Source organism: Stenotrophomonas sp. GD03794 (assembly GCF_029842145.1).
GTDB classification, from domain to species: domain Bacteria; phylum Pseudomonadota; class Gammaproteobacteria; order Xanthomonadales; family Xanthomonadaceae; genus Stenotrophomonas; species Stenotrophomonas riyadhensis.
Genome location: NZ_JAOCFV010000034.1, coordinates 1 through 23,196 on the forward strand (window position 1 = coordinate 1; position 23,196 = coordinate 23,196).

The 23,196-nt window shown below is 68.4% G+C and carries 19 protein-coding genes; 11 read left to right on the forward strand and 8 right to left on the reverse strand.

What is annotated here, in order from left to right; translation table 11 throughout:
* Positions 1 to 66: 66 nt before the first annotated feature.
* On the reverse strand, positions 67 to 1,587 hold the full coding sequence (locus N5D91_RS16425; protein WP_153855535.1) for a thioredoxin family protein: 1,521 nt from the start codon (positions 1,585 to 1,587) through the stop codon (positions 67 to 69).
* A gap of 119 nt (positions 1,588 to 1,706) precedes the next feature.
* The gene (locus N5D91_RS16430) at positions 1,707 to 2,156 is read right to left on the reverse strand and encodes a GNAT family N-acetyltransferase (protein ID WP_153855534.1); all 450 of its coding nucleotides are present in this window, start codon (positions 2,154 to 2,156) and stop codon (positions 1,707 to 1,709) included.
* A 66-nt stretch (positions 2,157 to 2,222) separates the two neighbouring features.
* Here N5D91_RS16430 and N5D91_RS16435 point away from each other — a divergent pair, with 66 nt between their 5' ends.
* The 10 genes from N5D91_RS16435 to N5D91_RS16480 all read left to right on the forward strand — a co-directional run bounded on the left by N5D91_RS16435 (position 2,223) and on the right by N5D91_RS16480 (position 13,931).
* Positions 2,223 to 3,158 (forward strand): TIGR03571 family LLM class oxidoreductase, encoded by a 936-nt coding sequence (locus N5D91_RS16435; protein ID WP_279909054.1) that lies wholly within the window; start codon positions 2,223 to 2,225, stop codon positions 3,156 to 3,158.
* A 125-nt stretch (positions 3,159 to 3,283) separates the two neighbouring features.
* Complete coding sequence (locus tag N5D91_RS16440) at positions 3,284 to 3,595, forward strand: DUF3817 domain-containing protein (protein ID WP_110712565.1); 312 nt, start codon at positions 3,284 to 3,286, stop codon at positions 3,593 to 3,595.
* Positions 3,596 to 3,745: 150 nt separating this feature from the next.
* Positions 3,746 to 4,942 (forward strand): MFS transporter, encoded by a 1,197-nt coding sequence (locus N5D91_RS16445; protein WP_180855587.1) that lies wholly within the window; start codon positions 3,746 to 3,748, stop codon positions 4,940 to 4,942.
* A complete protein-coding gene (locus N5D91_RS16450) occupies positions 4,939 to 6,132 on the forward strand; it encodes an isochorismate synthase (protein WP_180855586.1) in 1,194 nt (397 codons plus the stop codon). Before N5D91_RS16445 ends, N5D91_RS16450 begins: the two co-directional genes overlap by 4 nt.
* Entirely contained in the window at positions 6,129 to 7,781 is a 1,653-nt protein-coding gene (locus tag N5D91_RS16455; RefSeq protein ID WP_180855585.1) for an AMP-binding protein, read from the forward strand. The genes N5D91_RS16450 and N5D91_RS16455 overlap by 4 nt, the downstream gene beginning before the upstream one ends.
* Complete coding sequence (locus N5D91_RS16460) at positions 7,781 to 8,413, forward strand: isochorismatase family protein (protein WP_180855584.1); 633 nt, start codon at positions 7,781 to 7,783, stop codon at positions 8,411 to 8,413. Before N5D91_RS16455 ends, N5D91_RS16460 begins: the two co-directional genes overlap by 1 nt.
* On the forward strand, positions 8,413 to 8,670 hold the full coding sequence (locus tag N5D91_RS16465; protein WP_049462779.1) for a phosphopantetheine-binding protein: 258 nt from the start codon (positions 8,413 to 8,415) through the stop codon (positions 8,668 to 8,670). The genes N5D91_RS16460 and N5D91_RS16465 overlap by 1 nt, the downstream gene beginning before the upstream one ends.
* Positions 8,667 to 12,557 (forward strand): enterobactin synthase subunit F, encoded by a 3,891-nt coding sequence (locus N5D91_RS16470; RefSeq protein WP_180855583.1) that lies wholly within the window; start codon positions 8,667 to 8,669, stop codon positions 12,555 to 12,557. The genes N5D91_RS16465 and N5D91_RS16470 overlap by 4 nt, the downstream gene beginning before the upstream one ends.
* Entirely contained in the window at positions 12,548 to 13,306 is a 759-nt protein-coding gene (locus N5D91_RS16475; protein ID WP_180848117.1) for a 2,3-dihydro-2,3-dihydroxybenzoate dehydrogenase, read from the forward strand. Before N5D91_RS16470 ends, N5D91_RS16475 begins: the two co-directional genes overlap by 10 nt.
* Positions 13,307 to 13,484: 178 nt before the next feature.
* The gene (locus tag N5D91_RS16480; RefSeq protein WP_180855582.1) at positions 13,485 to 13,931 is read left to right on the forward strand and encodes a transposase; all 447 of its coding nucleotides are present in this window, start codon (positions 13,485 to 13,487) and stop codon (positions 13,929 to 13,931) included.
* A gap of 191 nt (positions 13,932 to 14,122) precedes the next feature.
* Here the strand turns inward: N5D91_RS16480 and N5D91_RS16485 are convergent, their stop codons facing one another.
* The 6 genes from N5D91_RS16485 to N5D91_RS16510 form a co-directional block, all read right to left on the reverse strand.
* The gene (locus tag N5D91_RS16485) at positions 14,123 to 15,583 is read right to left on the reverse strand and encodes an esterase-like activity of phytase family protein (RefSeq protein WP_180855581.1); all 1,461 of its coding nucleotides are present in this window, start codon (positions 15,581 to 15,583) and stop codon (positions 14,123 to 14,125) included.
* Between the two features lie 21 nt (positions 15,584 to 15,604).
* Positions 15,605 to 17,923: a TonB-dependent receptor gene (locus tag N5D91_RS16490; RefSeq protein ID WP_180855580.1), complete on the reverse strand. Its 2,319-nt coding sequence runs from the start codon at positions 17,921 to 17,923 to the stop codon at positions 15,605 to 15,607.
* Between the two features lie 269 nt (positions 17,924 to 18,192).
* Positions 18,193 to 18,633: a DUF2894 domain-containing protein gene (locus N5D91_RS16495; RefSeq protein ID WP_343203054.1), complete on the reverse strand. Its 441-nt coding sequence runs from the start codon at positions 18,631 to 18,633 to the stop codon at positions 18,193 to 18,195.
* On the reverse strand, positions 18,551 to 19,189 hold the full coding sequence (locus N5D91_RS16500) for an OmpA family protein (RefSeq protein ID WP_097047766.1): 639 nt from the start codon (positions 19,187 to 19,189) through the stop codon (positions 18,551 to 18,553). Before N5D91_RS16500 ends, N5D91_RS16495 begins: the two co-directional genes overlap by 83 nt.
* On the reverse strand, positions 19,186 to 21,450 hold the full coding sequence (locus N5D91_RS16505) for a DUF802 domain-containing protein (protein ID WP_180855521.1): 2,265 nt from the start codon (positions 21,448 to 21,450) through the stop codon (positions 19,186 to 19,188). Before N5D91_RS16505 ends, N5D91_RS16500 begins: the two co-directional genes overlap by 4 nt.
* A 10-nt stretch (positions 21,451 to 21,460) precedes the next feature.
* On the reverse strand, positions 21,461 to 22,114 hold the full coding sequence (locus N5D91_RS16510) for a DUF3348 family protein (RefSeq protein WP_180855520.1): 654 nt from the start codon (positions 22,112 to 22,114) through the stop codon (positions 21,461 to 21,463).
* A gap of 145 nt (positions 22,115 to 22,259) precedes the next feature.
* Here N5D91_RS16510 and N5D91_RS16515 point away from each other — a divergent pair, with 145 nt between their 5' ends.
* The gene (locus tag N5D91_RS16515; protein ID WP_014037468.1) at positions 22,260 to 23,180 is read left to right on the forward strand and encodes a M14 family metallocarboxypeptidase; all 921 of its coding nucleotides are present in this window, start codon (positions 22,260 to 22,262) and stop codon (positions 23,178 to 23,180) included.
* Positions 23,181 to 23,196 lie beyond the last annotated feature (16 nt).

Consider the following 23,196-nt stretch of genomic DNA (forward strand, 5'->3'; position numbering starts at 1 on the left):
CCCTCCCCCCGCCACAACCGATATCAACAAAAGCGCCGGCAGGCGAACTAGCCGCCAGCGCTTTCATCAACTCAACCAGTCCTTGCATGCACCATCCGCCTGTTCGCCGCATGCCTGCTGCATCCGCTGCTGCAATCGCGCCAGCGTCTCCGCACCCTGGTGCTTGCCGCTCCACGCCTTCAACTCCCCGGCCAGGCGCTCGAAGCGCTGGCGGGTGCGCTGGTGGTAGCCCGACGGCTGTGCTTCCAGTTCGGCAATCAGCGAGGCAGTGGCCTGCTCGACGCGCGGCGCATCGTCCGGGGCCAGCCGCAGCAACCCTTCCACGTACAGCACGCCCCACTGCACGCGGGTGGCCGGGCCCTGTGCACCGTCGTAGGCACGCTTCAGCCACTCCAGCGCACCGGCGGTGTCGCCGCGCTGCTCGGCCAGTTCGGCCAGTTCGGGCATGTAGTAGTACGGCTGCTCGCTGCGCTTCAGCTCGGCCAGCAACAGCGCCTCGGCACCGGCGTCATCGCCCGCTTCGCGCAGGGCATATACCGCGCTGCTGATCGTGGCCTGGCGTGCATGCGCATCGGTGGCGGCGGCATCGGCCGCGGCCACGCGCTGCTTGACCCGTTCCACCAGCGCCGCCGGCAACGCGCCCTTGGGTTGCTGCTGGCGGGCCAGCGACACTTCGGTCAATGCGCGCGACAACGCATCGTCGGCGCGGTCACCGCGCTCGGCATCGGCGCGCTCCAGTGCGACCAGCAGTTGCTGGCCCAGGGTGTTGGACGTGGCCGGGCCTGTGCTGGCCTGCTTCACCAGCTTGGCGCCGGCATAACCCAGCAGCTCGCGGTTGCGGCGTACTTCGGCGGGCTGCGCCAGCGCCGCCTGCAGCAGTTCGCGCACTTCGGTGGGCGAGGCATCGGGCTTTTCGGCTGTAGCCAGAGCCAGCAGGGCGAAACGACGCTGCAGGGCAGCGTCCGGTGCGGCCTTGGACAGTTGCCGCAGCACGTCCTGGCTCCTGCGCTCGCCGGCCAGGCGGTTGGCGTCCACTTCCCAGCCGTAGTCGCCCAGCACCTGCCAGTCTTCGGCGGCCAGTCGGTCCGGTGTTGCCAGCGCGGTGGCCAAGGTGGCCGCAACAGCGCTGCGGCGGCCCGCGGCCACGGTCAGTGCCCGGGTCAGTTCGGCGGCGTCATTGCCACCGGCGACGCGGGTGATTTCGTTGCGCTGTGGGTCCAGCACGATCAGCGTGGGATAGCCGCGCACGCCGAAGCGTTCGCCCCAGGCCTGCGCGCCTTCCTCGTCGCCATCCAGGTAGACCGGCACGAACTTGCTGGTCAGTGCGATGAAGGCCGGGTCCTTGAACAGGCCGGCCTTGAGCTGGTTGCACGGTGGGCACCAGACGGCACCCCAGTACAGCAGCACCGGCTTGCCGCTGTCGGCGGCCTCGGCGAAGGCATCATCGACGTCGCCCTGGCGCCAGGCGATGGCCGTGGCCGGTGCGGGAGCCTCGGCGGAGTTGGCGGTTGGAACCGGGGCCGGGGTGCAGGCGCTCAGCGCCGAGGCCAGCAGCAACACGGAAAGCGCGACGCGCATCGGCAGCATCTCGAAGGGCAGGGTGACAGGCCATTGTAGGAACCGCCGGGGAGCCTGCTGATTCAGTTTGCTTATGACAGGCGTGCCGCAGGGCATGACGCCCGTCGGGCATTGCCGGGCGGTTGCCTTCAGGCCGCTGCCCGCACCATCTGCTGGTACACCAGCCCGTTGATCTCGCCGACCTCGCCATCCAGCACAAAGCCATAGCGCAGGTAGGCAGGCACTGCGTTGAGCGAGGCGCGCACGGTCAGGACCGGCTCGCGTACCTGCGGCAGCACGGCTTCGAGCAAGGCATGGCCGATGCCCTGGCCCTGGCAGGCGGGATCGACGAACAGCATTGCCAGGTGCCGGCCCTCCTTCAGTTCGACCACGCCGACCACGCGCGCATCCTGTTCGGCCACCAGGATGTGGTTGTCACCCTGCAGGCGCGCACCAAACGCATCGGCTGCTGCGACACTGCCGAAGGCGGCGATGCCGGCCGCGCTGAGAGACGGCGCCACTGCCTCGTTGAACGCGGCCAGGCATACCGCGCTGATCGCAGGCAGGTCATCGGCGTGGGCAGGGCGGATCCTTGGCATGCAGTGTTCTTCCTGTGGTGGGCGGCGCATCATCGTTGCCGCAGACCTGCAGGCTAAGCTGGCGGCATGAGTGAATTCAATCCCGCCCATGCTTCGTTGTTTCCTCAACAAGGACTGAGCCTGGGCCTGATGACGCCGGTTGCGGCGCATGGACTGGCCGATCCGGACGAGGCGCGGCGCATCGCACGGCTGGCCGATGATCTTGGCTTCGCCGCGCTATGGACGCGCGACGTGCCATTGATGGTGCCGCAGGGCCCGGATGCAACAGCGAGTGCGCTGGATGACCCGTTCCTGTGGCTGGGCATGCTGGCTGCAGGGACCGAGCGCATCGTGGTCGGCAGCGCAGCCATTGTGCTGCCGCTGCGGCAGCCGTTGCAGGTGGCGAAGTTGGCGCTGAGCCTGGACCGGATCAGTCGCGGGCGCTTCGTGCTCGGGCTGGGTTCGGGTGACCGCCCGGAAGAATTTGCTGCGTTCGGCGAGGATCTGGAGGGCAGGGCGGCGACGTTCCGTGAGCGCTGGACGTTGTTGCGCGCAGCACTGTCACCGGAGGCCGATGAGCGGACCGCCGTACTGCAGGCGACCGGTGGCTTCGATGTGCTGCCGGCACCGGCGACGCGCATTCCGATGCTGGTGGTGGGTACCGCGCGGCAGAGCCTGCAGTGGATCGCGCGTGAGGCCGAAGGTTGGGCCACCTATCACCGCGAGGAGGTTGCGCAGGAAGGACGCATCGGCCTGTGGCAGCAGGCGCTGGTGCAGCGCGGCGGGGCAGGCAAGCCGTTCGTGCAGTCGATGCAGCTGGACCTGCAGGCGGATCCGCAGGCGCCCGCCGAGCCATTGCCGCTGGGCCTGAAGGTCGGCCGCGACGGGCTGCGCGACTATCTGCGGCGCGTGCATGCGCAGGGCGTGGCGCATGTGATGTTCAATCTGGTCGACAACGGACGACCGATGGACGCGGTGCTGCGCGAGATCGGCGAGCAGGTTCTGCCGGATGTGCTCCGGTAGGTGTCCACCTTGGTGGACACGTTCCAGCAGTCGAGCACGGCTCGACTCTACATGCGGTTCGCATCTGCGTATCATTCGCATTTGATATCCCGATGCCGGAGCCCCGCGTGACCCAACGTTCCCCCATGCACCCGACCGGACGCCTGTTCGCCGCGGTCGCTTTCATCGAGGCTTTGACCTGGGCCGGCCTGCTCATCGGCATGTGGATGAAGTACGGCCCGATGGCCAACGTGGCGCTGGTCAAGCTGTTCGGGCCCCTGCACGGCGTGGCGTTCCTGGTCTATGTGGCGGTGACGCTGTTCGCGGCGATACGCCTGCGCTGGCCGTGGTGGGCCAGTGCCCTGGCGCTGCTGGCGGCGATCCCGCCGCTGGTGACGCTGCCGCTGGAGTGGTGGTTCAAGCGCCGTGGCCTGCTGGGCCTGCGTGCAATGCGCTGAGCCCACTGTTGCATGCCCATTCAAGAGAATGGGTATCAAATGCAAATACGAGCCGTTATCATTTGAGGGTGACGTCAGGTCCTGACCGGAACTGACGCCGGCAGGGTGCATGGGCACCCGGCGATCCCTTTCTGTTACGGCTGGTGTTCCATGCACGCACGTCCCGTCGTTCCCGGCTTGCCGGCGCTGGTGTTGGCAGCCCTGATCGGCACCATGGCGATGATGTCCTTCGTCGCCGTGATCGGTCCGGTGGTCCGCATGCTCGGCCTGTCCGAGTGGCATGCCGGCCTGTCGGTCACCGCCGCCGGCGTGCTGTGGATGCTGGCGGCGCGCCCCTGGGGCCAGCTCAGCGACCGCATTGGCCGCAAGCGCGTGCTGATGCTGGCGATGAGTGCCTATACGGTGGTCTACATCGCACTGGCGGTGTTCATCGACGTCGCCCTGCAGGCGGTGCCGCCGGTACTGGTGTCGGTGCTGGTGCTGGTGGGCGCGCGTGGCCTGATCGGGCTGTTCTACGCGGCCGTGCCGCCCACGGCTGCTGCGCTGATTGCCGACAAGGCACCGACCGGGCAGCGCGCCAGTTTCCTCGCCCGGCTGGGCAGTGCCAACGCGCTGGGCATGGTGCTGGGGCCGGCCGCTGCTGGCTGGCTGGCCTATACCAATCTTTCGCTGGCGCTCTACGTGGCCGCGTTGCTGCCGTTGCTGGCACTGGCATTGCTGGCGTGGCGGCTGCCAGCGACGCCACCGGTGGTGGGTGCTTCCGCGCAGCGCCGCGCGCCGATGAGCCGTCTCGACCCGCGCCTGCGCCTGCCACAGCTGGCAGCGTTCATCGCGATGGTCTCGGTGACCATCGCGCAGGTGACGGTCGGCTTCTTCGCGATTGATCGCCTGGGCCTGGATGCGGCTGCGGGCGCGCGCATGGCCGGCATTGCACTCACAGCGGTTGGCGTCGGCCTGATCCTGGCGCAGGCACTGGTGATGAAGCTGGAGGTGCATCCACGCCGCTGGATCGTCCTCGGCGCGCTCATTTCCGGCATCGGCTTCGCTTCGGTGGCGGGCGTGCAGCAGGCCTGGCAGTTGCCGGCGGCGTACGCGCTGGCCGCATTCGGCATGGGCTTCGTATTCCCTTCGTTCCAGGCGCTGGCCGCCGATGCGGTGGAGGCGCACGAGCAGGGCGCCGCGGCCGGCACGGTGGCGGCCGCGCAGGGGCTGGGCATGGTGGCCGGGCCGATGCTCGGCACGCTGTTGTATCGCGGCGGGCCAAGCCTGCCTTACCTGCTGGTCGGCGCGCTGTTGCTGTTGCTGTGCGCGCTGGCTGCAGCGCATCGGATGAAGGAGACCCCATGAACGATTCCCTGATGCAGGGCGCGTGGCCGGAGGCTGCGTCGGCCGCGCCGGAAAACACCGATGACGCGTCGCTGTTCCTGCTGCAGCATGCTGGCCAGCACGTGCACGCACGTGGTTGCCGGGCGACGCTGCCGAGTGGCGCGCTGGCGACCCTGGCTGAGCGTGTTGCGGAATTCTTTGCCCAGCAGCGCGGCGGTCCGGGCCTGCTGGTGGGTGCGGTGCCGTTCGAACCGCGAGCCGACGATGCGTTGTACCAGCCCGAGCGCCTGCTGCCGGCGCTGCCGTTGCAGCCGCAGGCGGCACCGGCGCTGCAGGGCGCGCTGCAGGCGGAGCCCGCAGCGCAGGACTATGCCGCCGCGGTTGCCGCGGCAGTGACGGCGCTGCGCGCGCCCGATCAGGATCTGCATAAGGTAGTGCTCGCGCGCAGCCTGTTGGCACGCACCCGCGCGGCGTTGTCTCCGGAGGTGCTGCTGGCGCGGTTGGGCGCGGATCCCTCGGTGGCCACCTATGCGGTGCCGCTGCCGGTGGAACTGGGGCAGGCACCGGCCTGGCTGGTCGGCGCAACACCGGAGCTGCTGCTGCGCAAGCGCGGCGTGCAGCTGCTGTCGCATCCGCTGGCCGGGTCCGCACGCCGCAGCGCCGATGCCATCGAGGACGAGCGTGCCGCGCAGGCATTGCTGGCTTCAACCAAGGACCATGACGAGCACCGCCATGTGGTGGACGCCATCGTCGATGGCCTGGCGCCGTACTGCAGCCACATCGATGCGCAGCCGCGCCCGGCCTTGCACGCGACCGCCAGCATGTGGCACCTGGGCACCCGCATCCATGCCACCCTGAAGGATCCGCAGACATCGGCGGCCGAGCTGTTGGCACAGCTGCATCCCACGCCAGCAGTCTGCGGTACGCCGCGGTTGGCGGCGCTGCAGCGCATCCGCGAGCTGGAACCTGTACCGCGTGGCTTCTATGCCGGCGCGGTCGGCTGGCTGGATGCGCAAGGGGATGGCGACTGGTACGTGGCGATCCGCTGCGCACGCCTGCAGGGCACGCAGCTGCGCCTGTACGCTGGCGCCGGCATCGTCGCCGAGTCGCAGCCCGAGGCCGAGGTCGCCGAAACCGCAGCGAAGTTCGCTGCCCTGTTGAACGCGCTGGGTGTCCATGAATCCGCGCCCGCCATCGAGCCTGCCGCATGACCACCTCCACGGATTCCTCCCGCCTGCCACTGCAGCAGGTATGGCCCGATGCGCTGATGGCGCGCTATCGCGAGGCGGGCCACTGGCGTGGCGAGACCTTCCCGGCGTTCCTGCGCGAGCGCGCGGAATGCTATGCGGATGACATCGCGGTGGTCGCTGGTGATGTCCGCCTGAGCTACGCGCAGCTGTGGCACGAAGCCGGACGCATCGGCGCGGGCCTGCTGGCACTCGGCCTGCAGCCGGGTGAGCGGGTGCTGGTGCAGCTGGGCAACACTGCCGGGTTCATCACCACCGTATGCGGACTGTTCCGTGCGGGCCTGGTGCCGGTATACGCGTTGCCGGCGCATCGCATCACCGAACTGGTGCACTTCGCCAACAAGGCCGAGGCCAGTGCCTACATCACTGCCGACCTGCACGATGGCTTTGATCATCGCGGGCTGGCGCGGGCGCTGCAGGCCGAGGTGCCGGCGCTGCGCCACGTGGTCATCGACGGCGATGCGGCGGAGTTCACCGCGCTGGAGGCGCTGCAGGGCGATCGCAGCGAGCTGCCGGCCGACCCGGACCCGCAGTCGGTGGCGTTCCTGCAGATCTCCGGTGGCAGCACCGGCCTGTCCAAGCTGATCCCGCGCACGCACGACGACTACATCTACTCGTTCCGCGCCAGCAATGACCTCTGCGGCATCGACCGCGACAGCGTCTACCTGGTCGCGCTGCCGGCCGCGCACAACTTCCCGATGAGTTCGCCCGGCTTCTTCGGTGCGCTGTATGCCGGCGCCCGCGTGGTGCTCAGCCCCGGTCCCGGCCCGGATGCGGCCTTCCCGCTGATCGCCCGCGAACAGGTGACCTGCTGTGGCCTGGTGCCGCCGCTGGCGCTGCTGTGGGCGCAGGCAGCGGCAACCACTCCGCACGATCTGTCCAGCCTGCAGGTGCTGCAGGTGGGCGGTGCCAAACTGGTGCCTGAAGCCGCGCGGCGCGTGATCGACGGCTTGGGCTGCACCTTGCAGCAGGTGTTCGGCATGGCCGAGGGCCTGGTCAACTACACCCGCCTGGACGATCCGGAGGAACTGATCGTGGCCTGCCAGGGCCGGCCGATCAGCCCGGACGACGAAGTGCGCGTGGTCGATGACCATGACCAGCCGGTGGCCGAAGGCGAAGTGGGCCATCTGCTGACCCGCGGCCCGTACACCATCCGTAGCTATCACAACGATGCGGTGGCCAACGCGCGCTCGTTCACCGACGACGGTTTCTACCGCACCGGTGACCGCGTGCAGCAGCTGGCCGGCGGCTATCTGGTGGTGCAGGGCCGTGCCGGTGACCACATCAACCGGGCGGGCGAGAAGATCTCCGCCGAGGAGATCGAGGACCACCTGCTGGCCCACCCGGGTGTGTTCGACGCGGCCGTGGTCTCCATTCCCGACGAGTATCTCGGTGAGCGCAGCTGCGCCTTCGTGATCCAGCAGGGTGAGCCGATCAAGGCGCCGGCACTGAAGGCCTGGATGCGTACGCGCGGCCTGGCGGCGTTCAAGGTGCCGGACCAGGTCGTGTTCGTCGAAAGCTTCGATACCACCGCGGTCGGCAAGATCAGCCGCCGCGAACTGCGCGCGCAGCTGCGTGCGCGTCATCTGCAACAGACAGGAGGAACGCGCTGATGGCGCTGCCCCGCATCACCAACTATTCCTTGCCGACCGCTGCCGAACTGCCGCAGGCGCGTGGGCCCTGGCGTCCGCAGCGCGATCGTGTCGCGCTGCTGGTACACGACATGCAGCGCTACTTCCTGGCCGCGTTCGATGCCGGAAACGCGCCACTGCGGCCGGCGGTGGACAACATTGCGCGCCTGCTGGCGCATTGCCGCGCACACGGCATTCCGGTGTTCTACACCGCCCAGCATGGCGACCAGGATCGCCGCGACCGTGGCCTGCAGGCCGACCTGTGGGGCCCGGGTATGCGCCGCAGTGCCGATCATGAGCCGATCATCGAGGCGCTGGCACCGCGGCCGGGCGAGCATGTGCTGGTGAAGCACCGCTACAGCGCGTTCCAGCGCAGCAACCTGGAGACGCTGATGCGGGTACGTGGCCGCGACCAGCTGCTGGTCACCGGTGTGTACGCGCACATCGGCTGCACTGCGACCGTGGTCGAAGCCTTCCAGCGTGATATCGAGGCGTTCATCGCAGCCGATGCGGTGGCGGACTTCTCGCGTGCCGATCACGATCAGGCGCTGCACTGGATCGCACGCACCTGTGGCGTGCCGATGACCACCGATCAGCTGCTGGAGGTGCTGTGATGGCTGCCACGGGTGATGCGCTGGATCTGGAGCGGATGCGTGCCGACGTTGCGCGCGTGCTGGAGTGTACGCCGGCCGAGATCGGTGACGACGACAACCTGATCGACCTGGACCTGGACTCGATGCGCATGCTGGGCCTGGTCCTGGCCTGGGGCAACACCGGGTTGCCGCTGGAGTTCTCGCAATTGGCCGAACACACCACGTTGCGCCAGTGGTGGGGTGTGGTGCAGAAGCTGCAGGCCGCGCAGAACGCATGAACGTCGCTGTGCTGGCCACGCCGGTGGCACTGACCGAGGCCCAGGCCGGACTGTGGTTCGCGCAGCGGCTGGCACCGGACAATCCGTCATTCAATACCGCACATGCGGTGTGGATCGACGGTCCGCTGGATGTGGCCGCGTTCGTCGCCGCGGCAGACCAGGCAGCGGGCGAGGCGCAGGCCTTCGCACTGCGCTTTGCCGAGAGGGCCGACGGCCAGCCGCTGCAGTGGCATGACCCAGCACACGTGCCGCTGCTGTCAGTGCGCGATCTATCCGGCGAGACCGATCCGGCATCGGCGGCACGTGCCCTGATGCAGGCCGACCGGCTCAGCGCGGTCGATCCGACCCGCGACCGCATAAGCCAGCAGGTGCTGTTCGATCTGGGTGGGCAGCGATGGGTCTGGTACCTGCGCGTGCATCATCTGGCTGCGGATGGTTACGGCATGGCGCTGTTTACTGATCGCGTGTGCGCCTTGTATGCCGGTCGTACGGATGAGCCGCTGCCGGGGCTGGCGGGCGTGCTGGTCGATGATGCCGCCTACCGCGCCGACCCGCGCCGTGCGCAGGCGGGGCAGTGGTGGTGCGAGCAGTTGCAGGGCGCACCGGCGGGCGTGGGCCTGGCTGGTACGCTCGCGGCCAGTGACGACGCGCTGCGCTGGGTGCAGCCGCTCGATGCTGTATTCCGTGAGCGGCTGCTGCAGGCATCGGTGCGTTGGCTGCAGCCCTGGCCGGATGTGCTGGCCGCGTTGTCGGCCGAGTACCTGCGGCGGATGAGCGCTGCCGATGAAGTGGTGCTGGGGGTGCCCTACATGGGGCGGCTCGGCAACGCATCGGCGCGGGTGCCGGCGATGGTGATGAACGTGTTGCCGCTGCGTGTGGCGGCCGGTGAGGGCAGCGTCGAGGCCTTTACCCGCGGCCTGGGCCGGCAGCTCAGCCAGGGTCGCAAGCACGGCCGTTACCGCGGTGAGCAGTTGCGCCGGGACCTGGGCCTGGTGGGCGCGCAGCAGCGCCTGCACGGTCCGCTGGTGAATGTCCAGCCGTTCTACAAGCCACTGGCACTGACCGGCGTGCAGGCGACGCTGGAGGTGCTGTGCACCGGGCCGGTGGATGATCTGACACTTGGCTTCCGTGGTGACGGCCAGCACCTGCTGGATCTGGAGATCGAGGCCAATCCCGCGCTGTACAGTCGCGAGGATGTCGAGGCGCACGCGACCCGGTTGCTGCATTTCGTATCGGCGGCGCTGGAGGCCGGAGACATCGCGGCGGTACCGCTGGCCTCCGCCGTAGAAGCGCAGCAGGTGGTGCATGGTTTCAATGCCACCGCGCATGCGCTGCCACCGACCACGTTGGTTGAACTGCTGCAGCAGGGCATGGACCGTGATCCGCACGCGCCCGCGCTGGTTTTCGGTGACGTCGCGCTGGACCACGCCACGCTGGAGGCCCGCAGTTTCGCGCTGGCGGCACAGCTGCGGGCGATGGCGGTCGGTCCGGGCAGCGTGGTGGCGGTGGCGCTGCCGCGTTCGCTGGAGCTGGTGATCGCGCTGGTGGCGGTGCTGCGCGCGGGTGCCGCCTACCTGCCGCTGGACCTTGCCCATCCCGATGAGCGCCTCGCGCGCATTCTCTCCTCGGCGCAGCCGGCGTGCGTACTGGCTGCGGCAGAGGTATCGGCGCGCATGGACGGCGTGCCGGTGCTTGCCCCCGACCAATGGACCGCGCTGAGCTTCGCAGCACCGTGGGCCGATCCGGCGCCCAGCGATGCAGCCTATGTGATCTATACCTCCGGTTCGACTGGCGAGCCGAAGGGCGTTGTCATCGAGCACCGTGCCATCGTCAATCGCCTGCTGTGGATGCGCGAGCACTACGGCATCCGTGCCGATGACCGTGTTCTGCAGAAGACCCCGGCCACGTTCGATGTTTCGGTCTGGGAATTCTTCCTGCCGCTGTTGTGCGGCGCGACGCTGGTGGTGGCGGGTCCGGACGCGCATCGTGATCCGACCGAGCTGGCGCGGCTGATCCGCGCGCATGGCATCACCACGGCGCATTTCGTGCCGTCGATGCTCGATGCCTTCCTCGCCGCACCGGCCTCCGAGGGCCTGCAGCTGCGCCGTGTGTTCACCAGTGGCGAAGCGCTGGACGCATCGCTGCGCGATCGTTTCCATGGGCGCGTGCAGGCCGAACTGCACAACCTGTATGGCCCGACCGAAGCGGCAGTGGACGTGAGCTACTGGCCGGCCTCTGCGCAGGACCGCTCACGGCCGGTACCGATCGGCTTCCCGGTCTGGAACACACGCCTGTACGTGCTTGACGCGCGGATGCAGCCGCTGCCGGTGGGTGTGCCGGGCGATCTGTATCTGGGCGGCGTGCAGCTGGCGCGTGGCTATCTCGGCCGCGATGACCTGACCGCCGAACGCTTCCTGGCCGATCCCTTCCTGCCAGGGGAGCGCATCTACCGCACCGGCGACGTGGGGCGTTGGCGGAGCGACGGCGCAGTCGAATACCTGGGCCGCAGCGACCACCAGGTGAAGCTGCGCGGCCTGCGCATCGAGCTGGGCGAGATCGAGGCGGCACTGCGCGAGCTGCCGGGCATGGAGCGCGTGGAAGTGCTGCTGCGCCAGGACACGCCGGGCGATGCCCGGCTGGTGGCCTATGTGCCAGCGGCGCTTGCCGATGCCGTGATGCTGCGCAGCCACCTGGCCACGCGCGTGCCGGACTACATGGTGCCGTCCGCGTTCGTTGGCGTGGATCAGTGGCCGGTGACCGTCAATGGCAAGCTCGACCGCAACGCCTTGCCGAAGCCGCCGCAGAAGGAGATTGCCGGACTGGCGCCGCGCACGCCGCTGGAACAGGAACTGGCAGTGCTGTTCGCACAGGCGCTGGGCCGCGAGACACCGGTGGCAGCGGATGCGGACTTCTTCAGTCTCGGCGGCGACTCGCTGTCCGCGGTGCACCTGCTGCTGGCCATCGAACAACGCTGGCGCTGTGACCTCGGCCTCGGTGCCTTGTTCGCGCAGCCGACCGTGGCCGCGTTGGCGACGCGCATTGCCGAGCCGCCGGCGCTGGCCGACCACGCGTTGGGCCCGGTGATCTCGTTGGCTGCCACTGATGCTGACAGGCCCACTCCCTTGTTCGTGCTGCACCCGGCCGGTGGCATCGCCTGGAACTACCGGACGCTGGCGCGCGCCCTGCAGCCGGCACGCCCGGTGTATGGCCTGCAGTCGCCCGCGCTGGATCCGAAGCAGCCGTTGCCATCCAGCATCGAAGCCATGGCCAATGACTACGTGCAGCGGGTGGTCACGCTGCAACCGAAGGGACCGGTGCATCTGCTGGGCTGGTCGGTGGGCGGCATCCTCGCCCAGGCGATGGCGGTGCGCCTGCATGAGATCGGGCGCGAAGTCGGCGAACTGGTGCTGCTCGACGCCTATCCCAGCGAATGCTGGCGGGCCGAGCCGGAACCCGATGCCATCGCCGCACTGCGTGCGCTGCTGGCGATTGCTGGCCATGACCCGGATGCACATCCGGAGCTGGACAGCCGTGAACGCATTCTCGGCTTCCTGCGTCGCGGTGGTAGTGCGCTCGGCAGCCTGCCGGATGTAGTGCTCGATGGCGTGGTGCGTGCGGTGACCGGCACCAACCGGTTGATCCGCGAGCACATCCACCAACCGTTCGACGGCACGCTGGTGCACGTGCGCGCTGGCCGGGATCATCAGGCGCGGCCGCAGCTGCAGTCGGCACTGTGGCGCACGCACGCGCGCAAGGTGCAGGCGCTGGAACTGCCGTTCCTGCATGCCGAGCTGACCGGCCGCGATGCAGTGGCGCAGCTGGCACCGTGGTTGTCGGCGCGCCTGCGCCACTGGGATGAGCAACAGGAGATCGCAACATGCAGTTGACCGGCTTTGAAGGTCGCGTGGCACTGGTGACCGGTGCCGCCGGCGGCATCGGCGAGGCACTGGTAGGGCTGTTGGCCGAGGCCGGCTGCACGGTGGTGGCAACCGACCGCGAGGCGCCTGTGGTAGTGGATGCACGTGTGCAGGCGTTTGCGCTCGACGTGACCGACAGCGCAGCGGTGGACGCCCTGGTGGATCGTGTGGAAGCCAGCATTGGGCCGATCGGTCTCGCCGCCAGCGTGGCGGGCGTCCTGCATGTGGGAGCTGTTACGGAGACCACCGATACCGATTGGCGCCGGGTATTCGCGGTCAATGCCGATGGTGTGTTCCATGTCGGGCGTGCGCTGGCGCGGGTGATGTCACCGCGAGGTCAGGGTGCGATCGTCACCGTCAGTTCGAATGCCGCCGGCGTGCCGCGGCACGGCATGGCCGCCTACGCCGCGTCCAAGGCTGCTGCCACGATGTTCACCCGCTGCCTCGGGCTGGAACTGGCGCCGCTGGGCATCCGCTGCAACATCGTCGCCCCGGGTTCAACGCTGACCCCGATGCAGACCGGCATGTGGCAGGACGCGCATGGCGCAGAGCGGGTGATCGCCGGCAGCCTGGAGACGTACAAGGCCGGCATTCCGCTGCGCAAGCTGGCCACCCCGGAAGACATCGCCCATTCGGTGATGTTCCTGCTCTCCGAGCAGGCCGGACACGTGGCGATGAGTGACCTGTACGTGGACGGCGGCGCCACCCTGCGCGGGTGAGTCCTGTCGATACCGGCCGGCAACCCTGGCCCCGGTAGTGCCGGCCGCTGGCCGGCAACCCATAGTTCCCGGTAGTGCCGGCCGCTGGCCGGCAACCTCATTCAACTTCAGACATATCCGAACATCCATCGAGGCATGGCCTGACGTTCAACGCCCAATGATCGCTCCACCATGGGGCATGAGCAGCCACCGCCTCCGCCTGGGCCGGCGTTCCATTGTCGGTCAGGTCTACGTTCTGACAACGACGACACATCAGCGCCGCCGGCTCTTTGAAATCGAAGCTGCAGTGGCATGTGTAATCGACCAGTTCCATTACATCGAACGTCGGGGGCTGGTGCAGTCACTCGCATGGGTCGTCATGCCGGATCACGTCCACTGGATGTTCGAGCTGCGTGCAGCTCACCTTCCAGGCATTGCGCGCCGAATGAAGTCGTCAAGCGCGCTTGCCCTGAATCGCCTGGCGGGGCGTCGATGTACGGTATGGCAGCCTGGCTACTTCGATCATGCAGTGAGGGCTGAGGAGTCGCTGGCGCGGCAAGCCCTGTATATCCTGGGGAATCCGGTGCGCGCTGATCTTGCCGGGCAGATTGGCGAGTACCCACATGCGTGGTCGGTCTGGGCGTGATGCCGGCCAGCGGCCGGCACTACCCGTTGCGGTGAGGGCTGAGCAGGCGCTGTACATCGTGGGGAGTCCGGTACGCGCAGGTGTTGCTGGGTAGATTGGCGATTATCCGTATGCGTGGTCGGTCTGGGCGTGATGCCGGCCAGCGGCCGGCACTACCGGGCCTTCGAACATGACGGCCCTACCCGTTGCAGTCAGGGCAGCGTCAGGCGGTAGACCAGCACACGGTTGTCGTTGTCGTACGGGCTGTCGCAGGATTGGCCCTGCATGCGGCAGCGGCGGGCGATGAAGTCGTTGTCATTGCCGATCAGCAGCAGCACGTCGTTCGGATGTTGCGGGTCCAGCGCTGGCAGCACGTCCATGGCCTCCCACTTTTCCGACAGCAGGCCGGCATGCGGGCCGCGCTTGGTGTCCAGGTCAAGGCCGGCACGCGCGAGTTGCGGGCGGTCGAGCAGGTTCAGCAGTTCGTCGCTGCGTGCGGGCACGATGCCGCTCTTCAAAACGGTGTCCGTCGGGTCGGCCAGTACCGAGGCCGTACCGGACTCATAGTTACTTCCCGCCAGGTTGCTGGCTTCGGCCACATCCACCAACAGCACCGACTTGAAGACGATCGGGTCGTCGCCATCCTTGCCCAGACCGTTGCCGTCGCGGGCCAGCAGCAGGAAGCGGTGGGCATCCAGCGCGCGTAGCTCGCTCTGCGCGGCGGTGCGGTCCAGCTTGCCCTTGCCGTCGTGCGCGTAGGCGGGCAGGGCCATCACGTAATGGCCGATCGGCTGCTGTGGCGTTGGCGAGGCCGTCACGTCGTAGACCAGCACGCGGGTGTTGATGCGTCCGGCCGCATTGCCCTGCGCGCTGTCCTGCAGCGTCGCGCTTTGCAGGGCCACGAACAGGCGGCTGCCGTCGGGTGACAGGCCCATGCCTTCCACGCCCTGGTTGTTGCGGCGGCCGGTCTGCGGTGGCGCCAGTGAACCGAACGCTGGCTTGCCATCTCGCTGCGGACGGATCGCCGGCGGCGCCACGATCACACCCTGCAGCTGACCCTGCGCATCGAAGTAGTAGACGTTGGCGGTGTACTCGTCGCCGATGTAGAAGTGGCCATCGGCGGTAAACTGCAGCGATTCCGCATCCAGCGAGACCTTGCCCGCGCCTGCGCCGCTGGCCGGCGAGGGCAGCACCACATCGCGCTGGGTGATCGTGTGCTCACCCGGGTCGGCACCGGTGAACGGCTGCCCGTTGAAGTCCTTCAGCACCACACCCTTGTCCGGCACCATCGTCAGCGCGCCGAGCGCACCGGGCTTGCCTGGGGCAATGTCGATGCGCAGCTGCATGCGCTCCACGCGGCCGGCGTAGTCGTAGAACAGGCCAGCCTCGGGGTCGTTGCGGCCGCGGTCGGGCAGGGTCCACAGTACGCCTTCGTAGCCGCTGGCGGTGCGCTTCCAGGTGCCAGGCTGTACTGCCAGCGACGAGAACGAGCCCAGCGTATCGCCGAGGAAGTCCACCGTGCCCGCCGGCAGCCGCCCGGCGGCGACCAGGCCTTTATCCACGTAAGTACGACCGCCCAACTGCAGGGTGCGTGGCGGTGTGCCAGCGGCCTCGTGCGGGGCGGAGTATCCGCTTGCGGAGAGGGTGGCCAGCAGCAGGGCGGTCGCGAGCATCGGTGGACTCCGGGCGGTCAATCAGAAGCGAAGGTCGATCGTACCGAACACCTGGCGCGGTGCCGAGGCATGGAACACATACAGCTTGCCGGCCGGGTCGCTGGGCGCGAACACGCTCGAATCCAGGTTGCTGGCGTAGCGCTTGTTGGTCAGGTTGGTCACGTTGAACGACAGGCGCATGCCCTTGGCGAAGCCGACCTGGCCGAAGTCATAGCCACCGGCCAGATCGAACACGGTGAAGCCACCGAAGCCCTGGTCGTTGGTGTAGGTGTAGAAGCGCTCGCCGGTGTATTTGCCACGCAGGCTGGCGAACCAGCCGTTGTCGCGCCAGGTGATCTCGGTGGCCAGCAGCTGCTTGGGCGTGTCGGTCTGGATCCTGCCCTTGATCTGCTGCTCGACACCGGCCTGCACGTAGTTGGAGGCGTAGGTCGAACGGTTCAGCGAGGCCGAGGTGTACCAGCTGAAGTGCTCGTTCGGGGTCCACAGCACGGTCAGCTCGGCGCCACGGCTGTCGACGCCGCCGACGTTGTAGAAGCGGTTGCCGCAGGTCGGGCCGACCGGCTGGCGCGAGTCACAGGGGTTGTACTGCAGCAGGCGGTTGTCGAAGCGCACGCTGTAGGCCGCGATCGAGGCCTGCAGGGTATCGGTGACGAAGCGGTAGCCGGCTTCCAGCGAGCGTGACTCCTCCGGCTTCAGGTTGCCCTGCGCATTCCAGGTGGCCTGGCTGACCGCCTGCGGGCCCAGCTTGAAGCCGCCCTGGAACATGGCGATGTTCTCGGCGTAGCTGGCGAAGATCTCGTGGTGCTCGGTCAGGCGGAAGTTGGCGCCGATGCTGGGCAGGAAATTCTTGCTGGCCTTCAACGAACCGGTGGCGAACTGGTTGTTGGAGGTCGGCGAGATCGGCGTCTTCGCATCGCCCGGCAGTGCTTGTGCATCGGAGGTGGCGTGCAGGCTCTTGGCGCCGAACTCCAGGGTCAGGCGGTCATCGAGCAGGCGCCAGGTGTCCTTCAGGAAGAACTGGTGGGTCTTCCAGCGGGTGCGCTGGGCGAACACGCCGACATCGGAGGGCAGGGTGTTCATGCCACTCAGGTCACGCGGGCCGTCCACGGCGGTCTGGTAGCGCTCGGCGCTGCTGGTGTTGCGCTCGTACCAGACGCCGCCTTCGATGCGGTGTGCGCCCAGCTCCCAGTCGAACGACAGCGTGCCGCCATCGCGGTCGATGGTGTAGATGGTGTTGCGGAAGATGATCGGGATCTCCTGCGCGGTGCCCTTGTTCGACCACGCGCCGCTGTTCCAGTTGTGGCCTTCGCCACGGTCATCGTGGTGGTAGGCCAGCGCCCGCAGGCTGAAGCCATCGGCCAGGAAGAAGTCGCCGGCCAGGTAGTACAGGTTGTCATCGCGCAGGATCTGGCCGGCGGTGAAGGCACCGTCGGCATCCTTGTCCGGGCCGCTGTTGTCGCACTTCTTCGCATTGAAGCTGGCGGTGTTGCAGTAGGCCTTGGCCACCGCCTTGTTCCAGTCCGGCGCGTAGCCGCCCCAGTCCCAGCCGAGGCCGCGCGACATCTCGTCCTTGGACAGGTAGAAGTAGTCGGCCTGGGTGGTGCGCGAGGTATCGACGAAGCCGGTGATCTGGCCGCGGCCGAAGTTCCACACGCCCTTGGCGTTGAACTGCTTGGTGATGGATTTGTTGTAGGCGGTCTGGTCGTTCCACAGATCGGAGACGGCATTCATGCCGGAGACGTAGCCGGAGAAGCCGTTGTACTCGCCGCTGTCCACGCGCACGAAGGTGCGGCGGTTGGCATCGCTGCCGAAGGTCTGCACCACGCGGCCGCCGAGTTCCTGCGCCGGGCGGTCGGAGGTATAGGAAATGGTGCCGCCGAGGTTGCTGGTGGACGGCGTGCCGAGGCTGCCGATGCCCACCGCCAGTTCGGCGCCGGCCATGTTCTCGCTGATCAGCGCACGGTTGATGGTCAGGCCGTTGTAGTTGTTGTACGCGCCATCGCCCAGCGGCACGCCATCCAGTGTGTAACCGAGACGGGTGGAGTTGAAGCCGCGCAGGCTGAGGGTCATCGACTGCTCGTTGGTGCCCAGCGCATCGGCCGACTGCGCGTTGACACCCGGAAGCAGGTTCAGCGTCTTCTGCAGGCTGGTGCCTGGCGGCAGGATGTCGAGGTTCTCGCGGGTGATGCGCTGCACCTGGCGCGCTTCACCGCTGCCGATCACAGAGACTGCATCGAGGTTGGTCGCGGAGGGCGTGCTGGAGGTCGAGGCAGCATCCTGCGCCCAGGCCGCGGGAGCGAGCGCGATCGACAGCGCAGCGGCCAACAAAGTCTTCGTCATGTTACGGACACTCAGGCAGGTACGAGCCACCGCACGGGCGCGGAGCTCATGGAGTTCAAAAGGGGAGACAACCGATGCGACCAGCGGGCGCTGCAGGCGCCGTGGGTCAACGTGAAAATGGTGCGCTAGACAGATGACTGTCTGGTGACATGTTCAGTTGTTGTGAGGCGCCTACCACGACGGGTAGTGCCGGCCGCTGGCCGGCAGCCACGTGGACCCATCTGGCAATGTGCAGCTGCCGGCCAGCGGCCGGCACTACCAATCGGTGTTCAGCGCGGCTTGCGCGTGCGCTTCGGCTTCGCGGTATCACCGCCGCTGGCGGCGCCATCCTGCAGTGCCTGCAACCAGGACAGGGTGTCCACGTAGTCGATGAAGTGGCGCAGGTAACCGGGGCTCGTCGACTGCATCGTGTCCAGCATGCGCTGCACCAGCACCGCCGAGTTCAGCGGGCCGCCGTCGGCGGGGGCTTCGGTGCGCAGCGAACGGCGTACCTGCAGCTCGCTGCGCAGCTCCGACCACTCGCGCTGCACCTGCTGCAGCATCGGCACCTGCGGGTAATGCGGCAGCGAGCGCGACCCCGCATCGAGGTCGCGCACCAGTGCGCGCAGGCCCTCCAGTGCGGGCGGCTTACTTGGCATCCGGGGCCCTGGGCTTGGGAATCGGCGCGATTTCCACGCGACGATTGCGCGCGCGGCCGTCTTCGCTGGCATTGGAGCTGACCGGCTGCTCGCTGCCGAACGCGGCGGCGAATACCGCGTCAGCCGGTACGCCATCGGCAATCAACGTGCGGGTCACGGTCAGCGAACGCTGTGCCGACAGCTCCCAGTTGTCGGCGAAACGCCGGTTGCCTTCGCGCACCGGCGCGTCATCGGTGAAGCCGCTGACCATCAGGATCTCTTCGCGCGTGCCCAGGTAGGCGGCCAGCGGCGCAGCCAGGCTGCGCAGCAGCTCCTGGCCTTCCGGCTGCAGCTGGTCCGAGTTCAGTGCAAACAACACGCTGCCACTGATGCCGATGCGTCCATCGACCAGGGTCACGCGACCGGCGGCCAGCGGGCCCGCCAGCGCCTGTTCCAGGGTCTGCAGGCGCTTGGCTTCGGCCTGGCGCTGCTTCACTTCCTGGTCCAGTCGCTGCGACAGCTCCAGCTGCACGGCAACCACACCGACCAGTATCAGCACGAACGCGCCCAGCAGCACCGACATCAGGTCGCCGAAGGCGGCCCAGATCGGGGCGTGCGAACCGCCATCGACCTCCAGCTCGTCGCTCATGCGCTGCCGGCCTTGCCGCGGCGCGCGGCCAGCTGCTGCAGTTCTTCCATCACCTGCTTCTGCGACAGCAGACTGAGGTCGACCACCTCGCGTGCCTGCGCCACGTAGTAGGCCAGTTGCTCGTCGCTGCGGGCCAGCGAGGCATCCAGTGCGCCGCCGATCTGTTCCAGGCGGCCGGACAACTCGGTGGAGGCGCTGCCGAACTGCGCAACCGCGTCGCCGAAGGCGCCAGCCAGTTGGCCGACGTCACCGGCGCTGCCGCTGAGCGCTGCGGCAATGCCATCCAGCTTGCCGGTCTCGGCGGCGATATGGTCGGTGAAGCGGTTGCCGACGCGTTCCAGCAGCTCGGCCGAACCACCGACCAGCGCGTCCACGGCGGTGCGCTGTTCGTGCGAGGCATGGTTGATCGCATCCAGCAGGGTCTGCACGGTGGCCAGCAGCCGGCCGCGTTCTTCCAGCATCGCGTTGTCGCGCACCAGGCTCTCGGAGAGCGTGCTGCGCAGCTCGTTGATGACGTCGGCGGCGGCCTTCGGTGCAGCGGCCGCGGTCTGCAGCAGGGTGGACACTTCCGCCAGCGTGGCACTGGCCTGGGCGCGACCGTTTTCGCCGATCTGCTGTGCGGTGGCCGCCAGCGTGTCGCAGATTTGCTGCTGCTGCGCGGCCAGGCGTTCGCCGTTGGCCTGCAGGCGTTCGGCCAGCTCCGTGGAAACGTGCTGCAGGGCATCGCTCCAGCGCTGCAGGCGCTGTTCGTCGCCGGCCTCCAGCTGGGTCTGCAGCGCGGCGTGGGCCTGCTGCAGTTCGGCGCTGACCGCATCCCAGCGCGCCTGGCGCTGCTGCTCGCGGCTGTCCAGGCGGGCCTGCAGTTCGGCGTGCGCGGTGGCGGCGGCGGCCTGCGCGGCCTGCCAATCCTGCGAACGCTGCAGTTCGTGATCCTGCAGCAGCGCCTGGCTGGCGCTGTGGTGCTGTTCCAGTGCCTGCAGCAGCGCCTGCGCACGCGCGTCCAGATGCTCGCTGGCGTCCAGCAACGCCTGCTGCTGGCGTTCGACCAGCGCGGTATTCAACGCCTGCTGCTGTTCGGCGGCGGCGCGCCAGGCCTCGGCATTGCCGTTGGCATCGGCTTGCAGGCGCTCGCCGATGCGCGCGACCAGTGCTTCGGCCTGCGTGCCCTGGCCGTCGCTGAAGGCCTGCAGGTGCTGGCGCAGATCACTCACCAGCGCCTGTTGTGCCTGGGTCTGCTCGCTCACCACCTTGGCCCAGCTGGCTTCGGTGGCGACGCGGCTGCGCTCGAAACCGTCGCTCAGGCCAGACAACTGCTGCTGCACCGCCTGCTCGACACGGGCATGCAGCGCCTCACCATGGTGGGCCAGGCCGGCCAGCGTGGTTTCGGCCATCGGCTGCAGCGCGCCACCGATGGCGGCGGCGCTGGCCTCGGCGCCTTCGCGCAGCGACTGCTGCAGCGAGACCGCCAGGCGTTCCTGCAGCGCCTGGCTCTGGGTCAGGAACTCGGCCTGGCCGGCCAGCAGGCGCTCATTGGCGGCCGCACTGTGCTGTTCGAAGGTGCTGGTCATCGCCTGCAGGCGGTCGACCAGCGCCGGCAGCGCGGCGGACTGTGCCTGCAGCAGTCGCAGCGACTCGGCGCGCTGCCAGGCCTGCGAGTACGGGTGCAGGTCGCCGGCAATGGCACGGTCCAGCTGCTGCACGGCCTGCAGGCGGTCACGGCGCAGCAGCGCTGCCAGCAGGCCGAGCATGGCCGAGCTGGCCACACCGGCGATCGAGGTGCCGAATGCCACGGCCAGGCCCTGCACGGGCGAGGCCAGCGAGCCGCGGATGGCGGCCATGTCGGTCGCGCTCTGCAGGGCCAGGCCGGTGCCGCGCAGGGTGTCCATCATGCCCAGCAGGGTGCCGAGCATGCCCAGCAGCACCAGCAGGCCAACCAGGTACGGGGTCAGTACCGGCGCGGGCAGGGCGGTGCGCTCGCCTTCCACGCGCAGGCGCACGGCGTTGCGCAGGCCCATCGGCACGCGCTCCAGCCAGGGGGCCAGGCTTTCCTTCGCGCTGGACAGGTCACTCAGTGCGCTGCGCAGGCCGTTGCTGGCCTGGCGGTAACGGTACAGCTCCACGCCACCGGCGATGTAGCAGGCCGCGATGATCGCCGCCACCGCTGCACCCAGCGGATGCACCGAAACGTAGCCAATGCCGATCCAGCACACGGCCAGCAGGCCGACAAGGAAAACAACGACATGGGAAGCAGTTCTGGACATGGTGTTCCGGTCAGTGGGAGCGCAGGGCGTCTTGCAGCCCTTCGATCGGGTGGAAGCGCAGCTGCAGCTCGGCAAGCAGCAGGGTGCGCATGTCATGGCGGAAGGCCGCGCGCCAGCCGGGCTGGCCGTGCACGCGTTCAAAACGGGCGCTGAGCACTGCCGGCGCAGTGGCCAGCAGGCTGTGCTCGCGCGGGGTGAGGGTCTGCTCCATTACCGCATCGACCTCGGCCAGCCGTGCCAGCTCGGGTGAAACCTGCACCAGCTGGTCGCGCAGGCGGCCGCGCAGGCGTCCGGTGGCGGTCTGGATCGCCTGCTGCAGCACCCGGTAGCGCTGGCGCAGCGAGGCGAAGTTCGGTGCGGCGGCGGCTTCGGCCAGGTCGAGCAGGCGCTCGGCCTCGGCATCCTCGCTGATCGAGGCCAGCAGGCTGGCATGGGCCTGGGCGCAGTCGTCCAGCACATCCCCGGCCGCTTCGGTGGCCTCACCCGGCTCGGGCAGGCGCCCGCCCAAGGCCCCGGACAGGGCCACGGCACGGCTCCAGTCCACCCACTGGCCGAGGCGATCGGTCAGGGCGGGACTGCTGGCCGGCATCGCGCCGTCGCTGAGACGGGCGAGCAGGCGGAGGAATTCCGGTCCACCCAGGACCGGCTGCGCTGCTTTCGCCATCAAGGGGTGAGGGGCCAAAAACCGTTGATTTTACAACCAGATGACCTTGGCTGGATGAAGGCGGGGCCGGGGGAGGGGACCCGCAGGCGCGACAAGGCTTAGAATGACCGGCTGCACCCATCCGTTCGACCCCTGGAGTTCCCCAATGACTGTTGCGCAGTTCTACCCGATCGGCACCCCCGGACAGCCCTGGGGCGACGCGGAACGCGCACAGTGGCGGGCCCGCCAGCAGCGCCAGCGCAGCTACCATGACGACGTGGTGGCCGCCCTTGAACGCCTGGACGACAGCTTCGACGTGATCCAGTACGGCCAGTTGGACTATGCGCCGGACCATTACCCGCTGTTCGCCGTGGTCAACCACGACTGGAACCCGGCGTTGCCGACCGCGCTGATCACCGGCGGCGTGCATGGTTACGAGACCAGCGGCGTGCATGGCGCCCTGCAGTTCCTGGAGCAGCAGGCCGAGCGTTACCTGGGCCGGCTGAACCTGATCGTGGCGCCGTGCGTCAGCCCGTGGGGCTACGAGCGCATCCAGCGCTGGAACCCGGATGCCATCGACCCGAACCGCAGCTTCCGTGACGGTGGCCAGATCGAAGAGGCCGCCGCGCTGATGCGCTGGGTGGCTGAGCGCAAGCCGAACCTGCTGGTGCACCTGGACCTGCACGAGACCACCGACAGCGACCTGCACGAGTTCGATCCAGCGCGCTGCGCCCGCGACGGCAAGCCGTTCGAGCGCGACACCATTCCGGATGGCTTCTACGTGATCGGCAACAGCGAAGATCCGCAGGCGGAATTCCAGAAGGCATTGATCACCGCCGTTGCCCCGGTCACCCACATCGCCCCGGCCGACGCCGAAGGCAACCTGGTCGGCCTGCCGCTGCAGTCACCGGGCGTGGTCTGGGGCGAGTCGCGCTCGATCGGCGCCTGCGCCGGCTTCACCGACGCACGCTTTGCCACCACCACCGAGGTCTACCCGGACAGCCCGCGCACCAACCCGCAGGAATGCAACGACGCCCAGGTGGCAGCGGTATGCGCGGGTCTGGATTTCGCCCTGGCCGCCCAGTAACGCATCAGCGCAGGGT

Bases quoted from the DNA above. Each gene is read 5' to 3' on its own strand.
- N5D91_RS16515 (WP_014037468.1), top strand. From the start codon at position 22,260: ATGACTGTTGCGCAGTTCTACCCGATCGGCACCCCCGGACAGCCCTGG.
- N5D91_RS16425 (WP_153855535.1), bottom strand. From the start codon at position 1,587: ATGCTGCCGATGCGCGTCGCGCTTTCCGTGTTGCTGCTGGCCTCGGCG.
- N5D91_RS16490 (WP_180855580.1), bottom strand. From the start codon at position 17,923: ATGACGAAGACTTTGTTGGCCGCTGCGCTGTCGATCGCGCTCGCTCCC.
- N5D91_RS16435 (WP_279909054.1), top strand. From the start codon at position 2,223: ATGAGTGAATTCAATCCCGCCCATGCTTCGTTGTTTCCTCAACAAGGA.
- N5D91_RS16465 (WP_049462779.1), top strand. From the start codon at position 8,413: ATGGCTGCCACGGGTGATGCGCTGGATCTGGAGCGGATGCGTGCCGAC.
- N5D91_RS16460 (WP_180855584.1), top strand. From the start codon at position 7,781: ATGGCGCTGCCCCGCATCACCAACTATTCCTTGCCGACCGCTGCCGAA.
- N5D91_RS16430 (WP_153855534.1), bottom strand. From the start codon at position 2,156: ATGCCAAGGATCCGCCCTGCCCACGCCGATGACCTGCCTGCGATCAGC.
- N5D91_RS16470 (WP_180855583.1), top strand. From the start codon at position 8,667: ATGAACGTCGCTGTGCTGGCCACGCCGGTGGCACTGACCGAGGCCCAG.
- N5D91_RS16485 (WP_180855581.1), bottom strand. From the start codon at position 15,583: ATGCTCGCGACCGCCCTGCTGCTGGCCACCCTCTCCGCAAGCGGATAC.
- N5D91_RS16440 (WP_110712565.1), top strand. From the start codon at position 3,284: ATGCACCCGACCGGACGCCTGTTCGCCGCGGTCGCTTTCATCGAGGCT.
- N5D91_RS16480 (WP_180855582.1), top strand. From the start codon at position 13,485: ATGAGCAGCCACCGCCTCCGCCTGGGCCGGCGTTCCATTGTCGGTCAG.
- N5D91_RS16455 (WP_180855585.1), top strand. From the start codon at position 6,129: ATGACCACCTCCACGGATTCCTCCCGCCTGCCACTGCAGCAGGTATGG.
- N5D91_RS16500 (WP_097047766.1), bottom strand. From the start codon at position 19,189: ATGAGCGACGAGCTGGAGGTCGATGGCGGTTCGCACGCCCCGATCTGG.
- N5D91_RS16510 (WP_180855520.1), bottom strand. From the start codon at position 22,114: ATGGCGAAAGCAGCGCAGCCGGTCCTGGGTGGACCGGAATTCCTCCGC.
- N5D91_RS16450 (WP_180855586.1), top strand. From the start codon at position 4,939: ATGAACGATTCCCTGATGCAGGGCGCGTGGCCGGAGGCTGCGTCGGCC.
- N5D91_RS16475 (WP_180848117.1), top strand. From the start codon at position 12,548: ATGCAGTTGACCGGCTTTGAAGGTCGCGTGGCACTGGTGACCGGTGCC.
- N5D91_RS16445 (WP_180855587.1), top strand. From the start codon at position 3,746: ATGCACGCACGTCCCGTCGTTCCCGGCTTGCCGGCGCTGGTGTTGGCA.
- N5D91_RS16505 (WP_180855521.1), bottom strand. From the start codon at position 21,450: ATGTCCAGAACTGCTTCCCATGTCGTTGTTTTCCTTGTCGGCCTGCTG.
- N5D91_RS16495 (WP_343203054.1), bottom strand. From the start codon at position 18,633: ATGCCAGCGAAGACGGCCGCGCGCGCAATCGTCGCGTGGAAATCGCGC.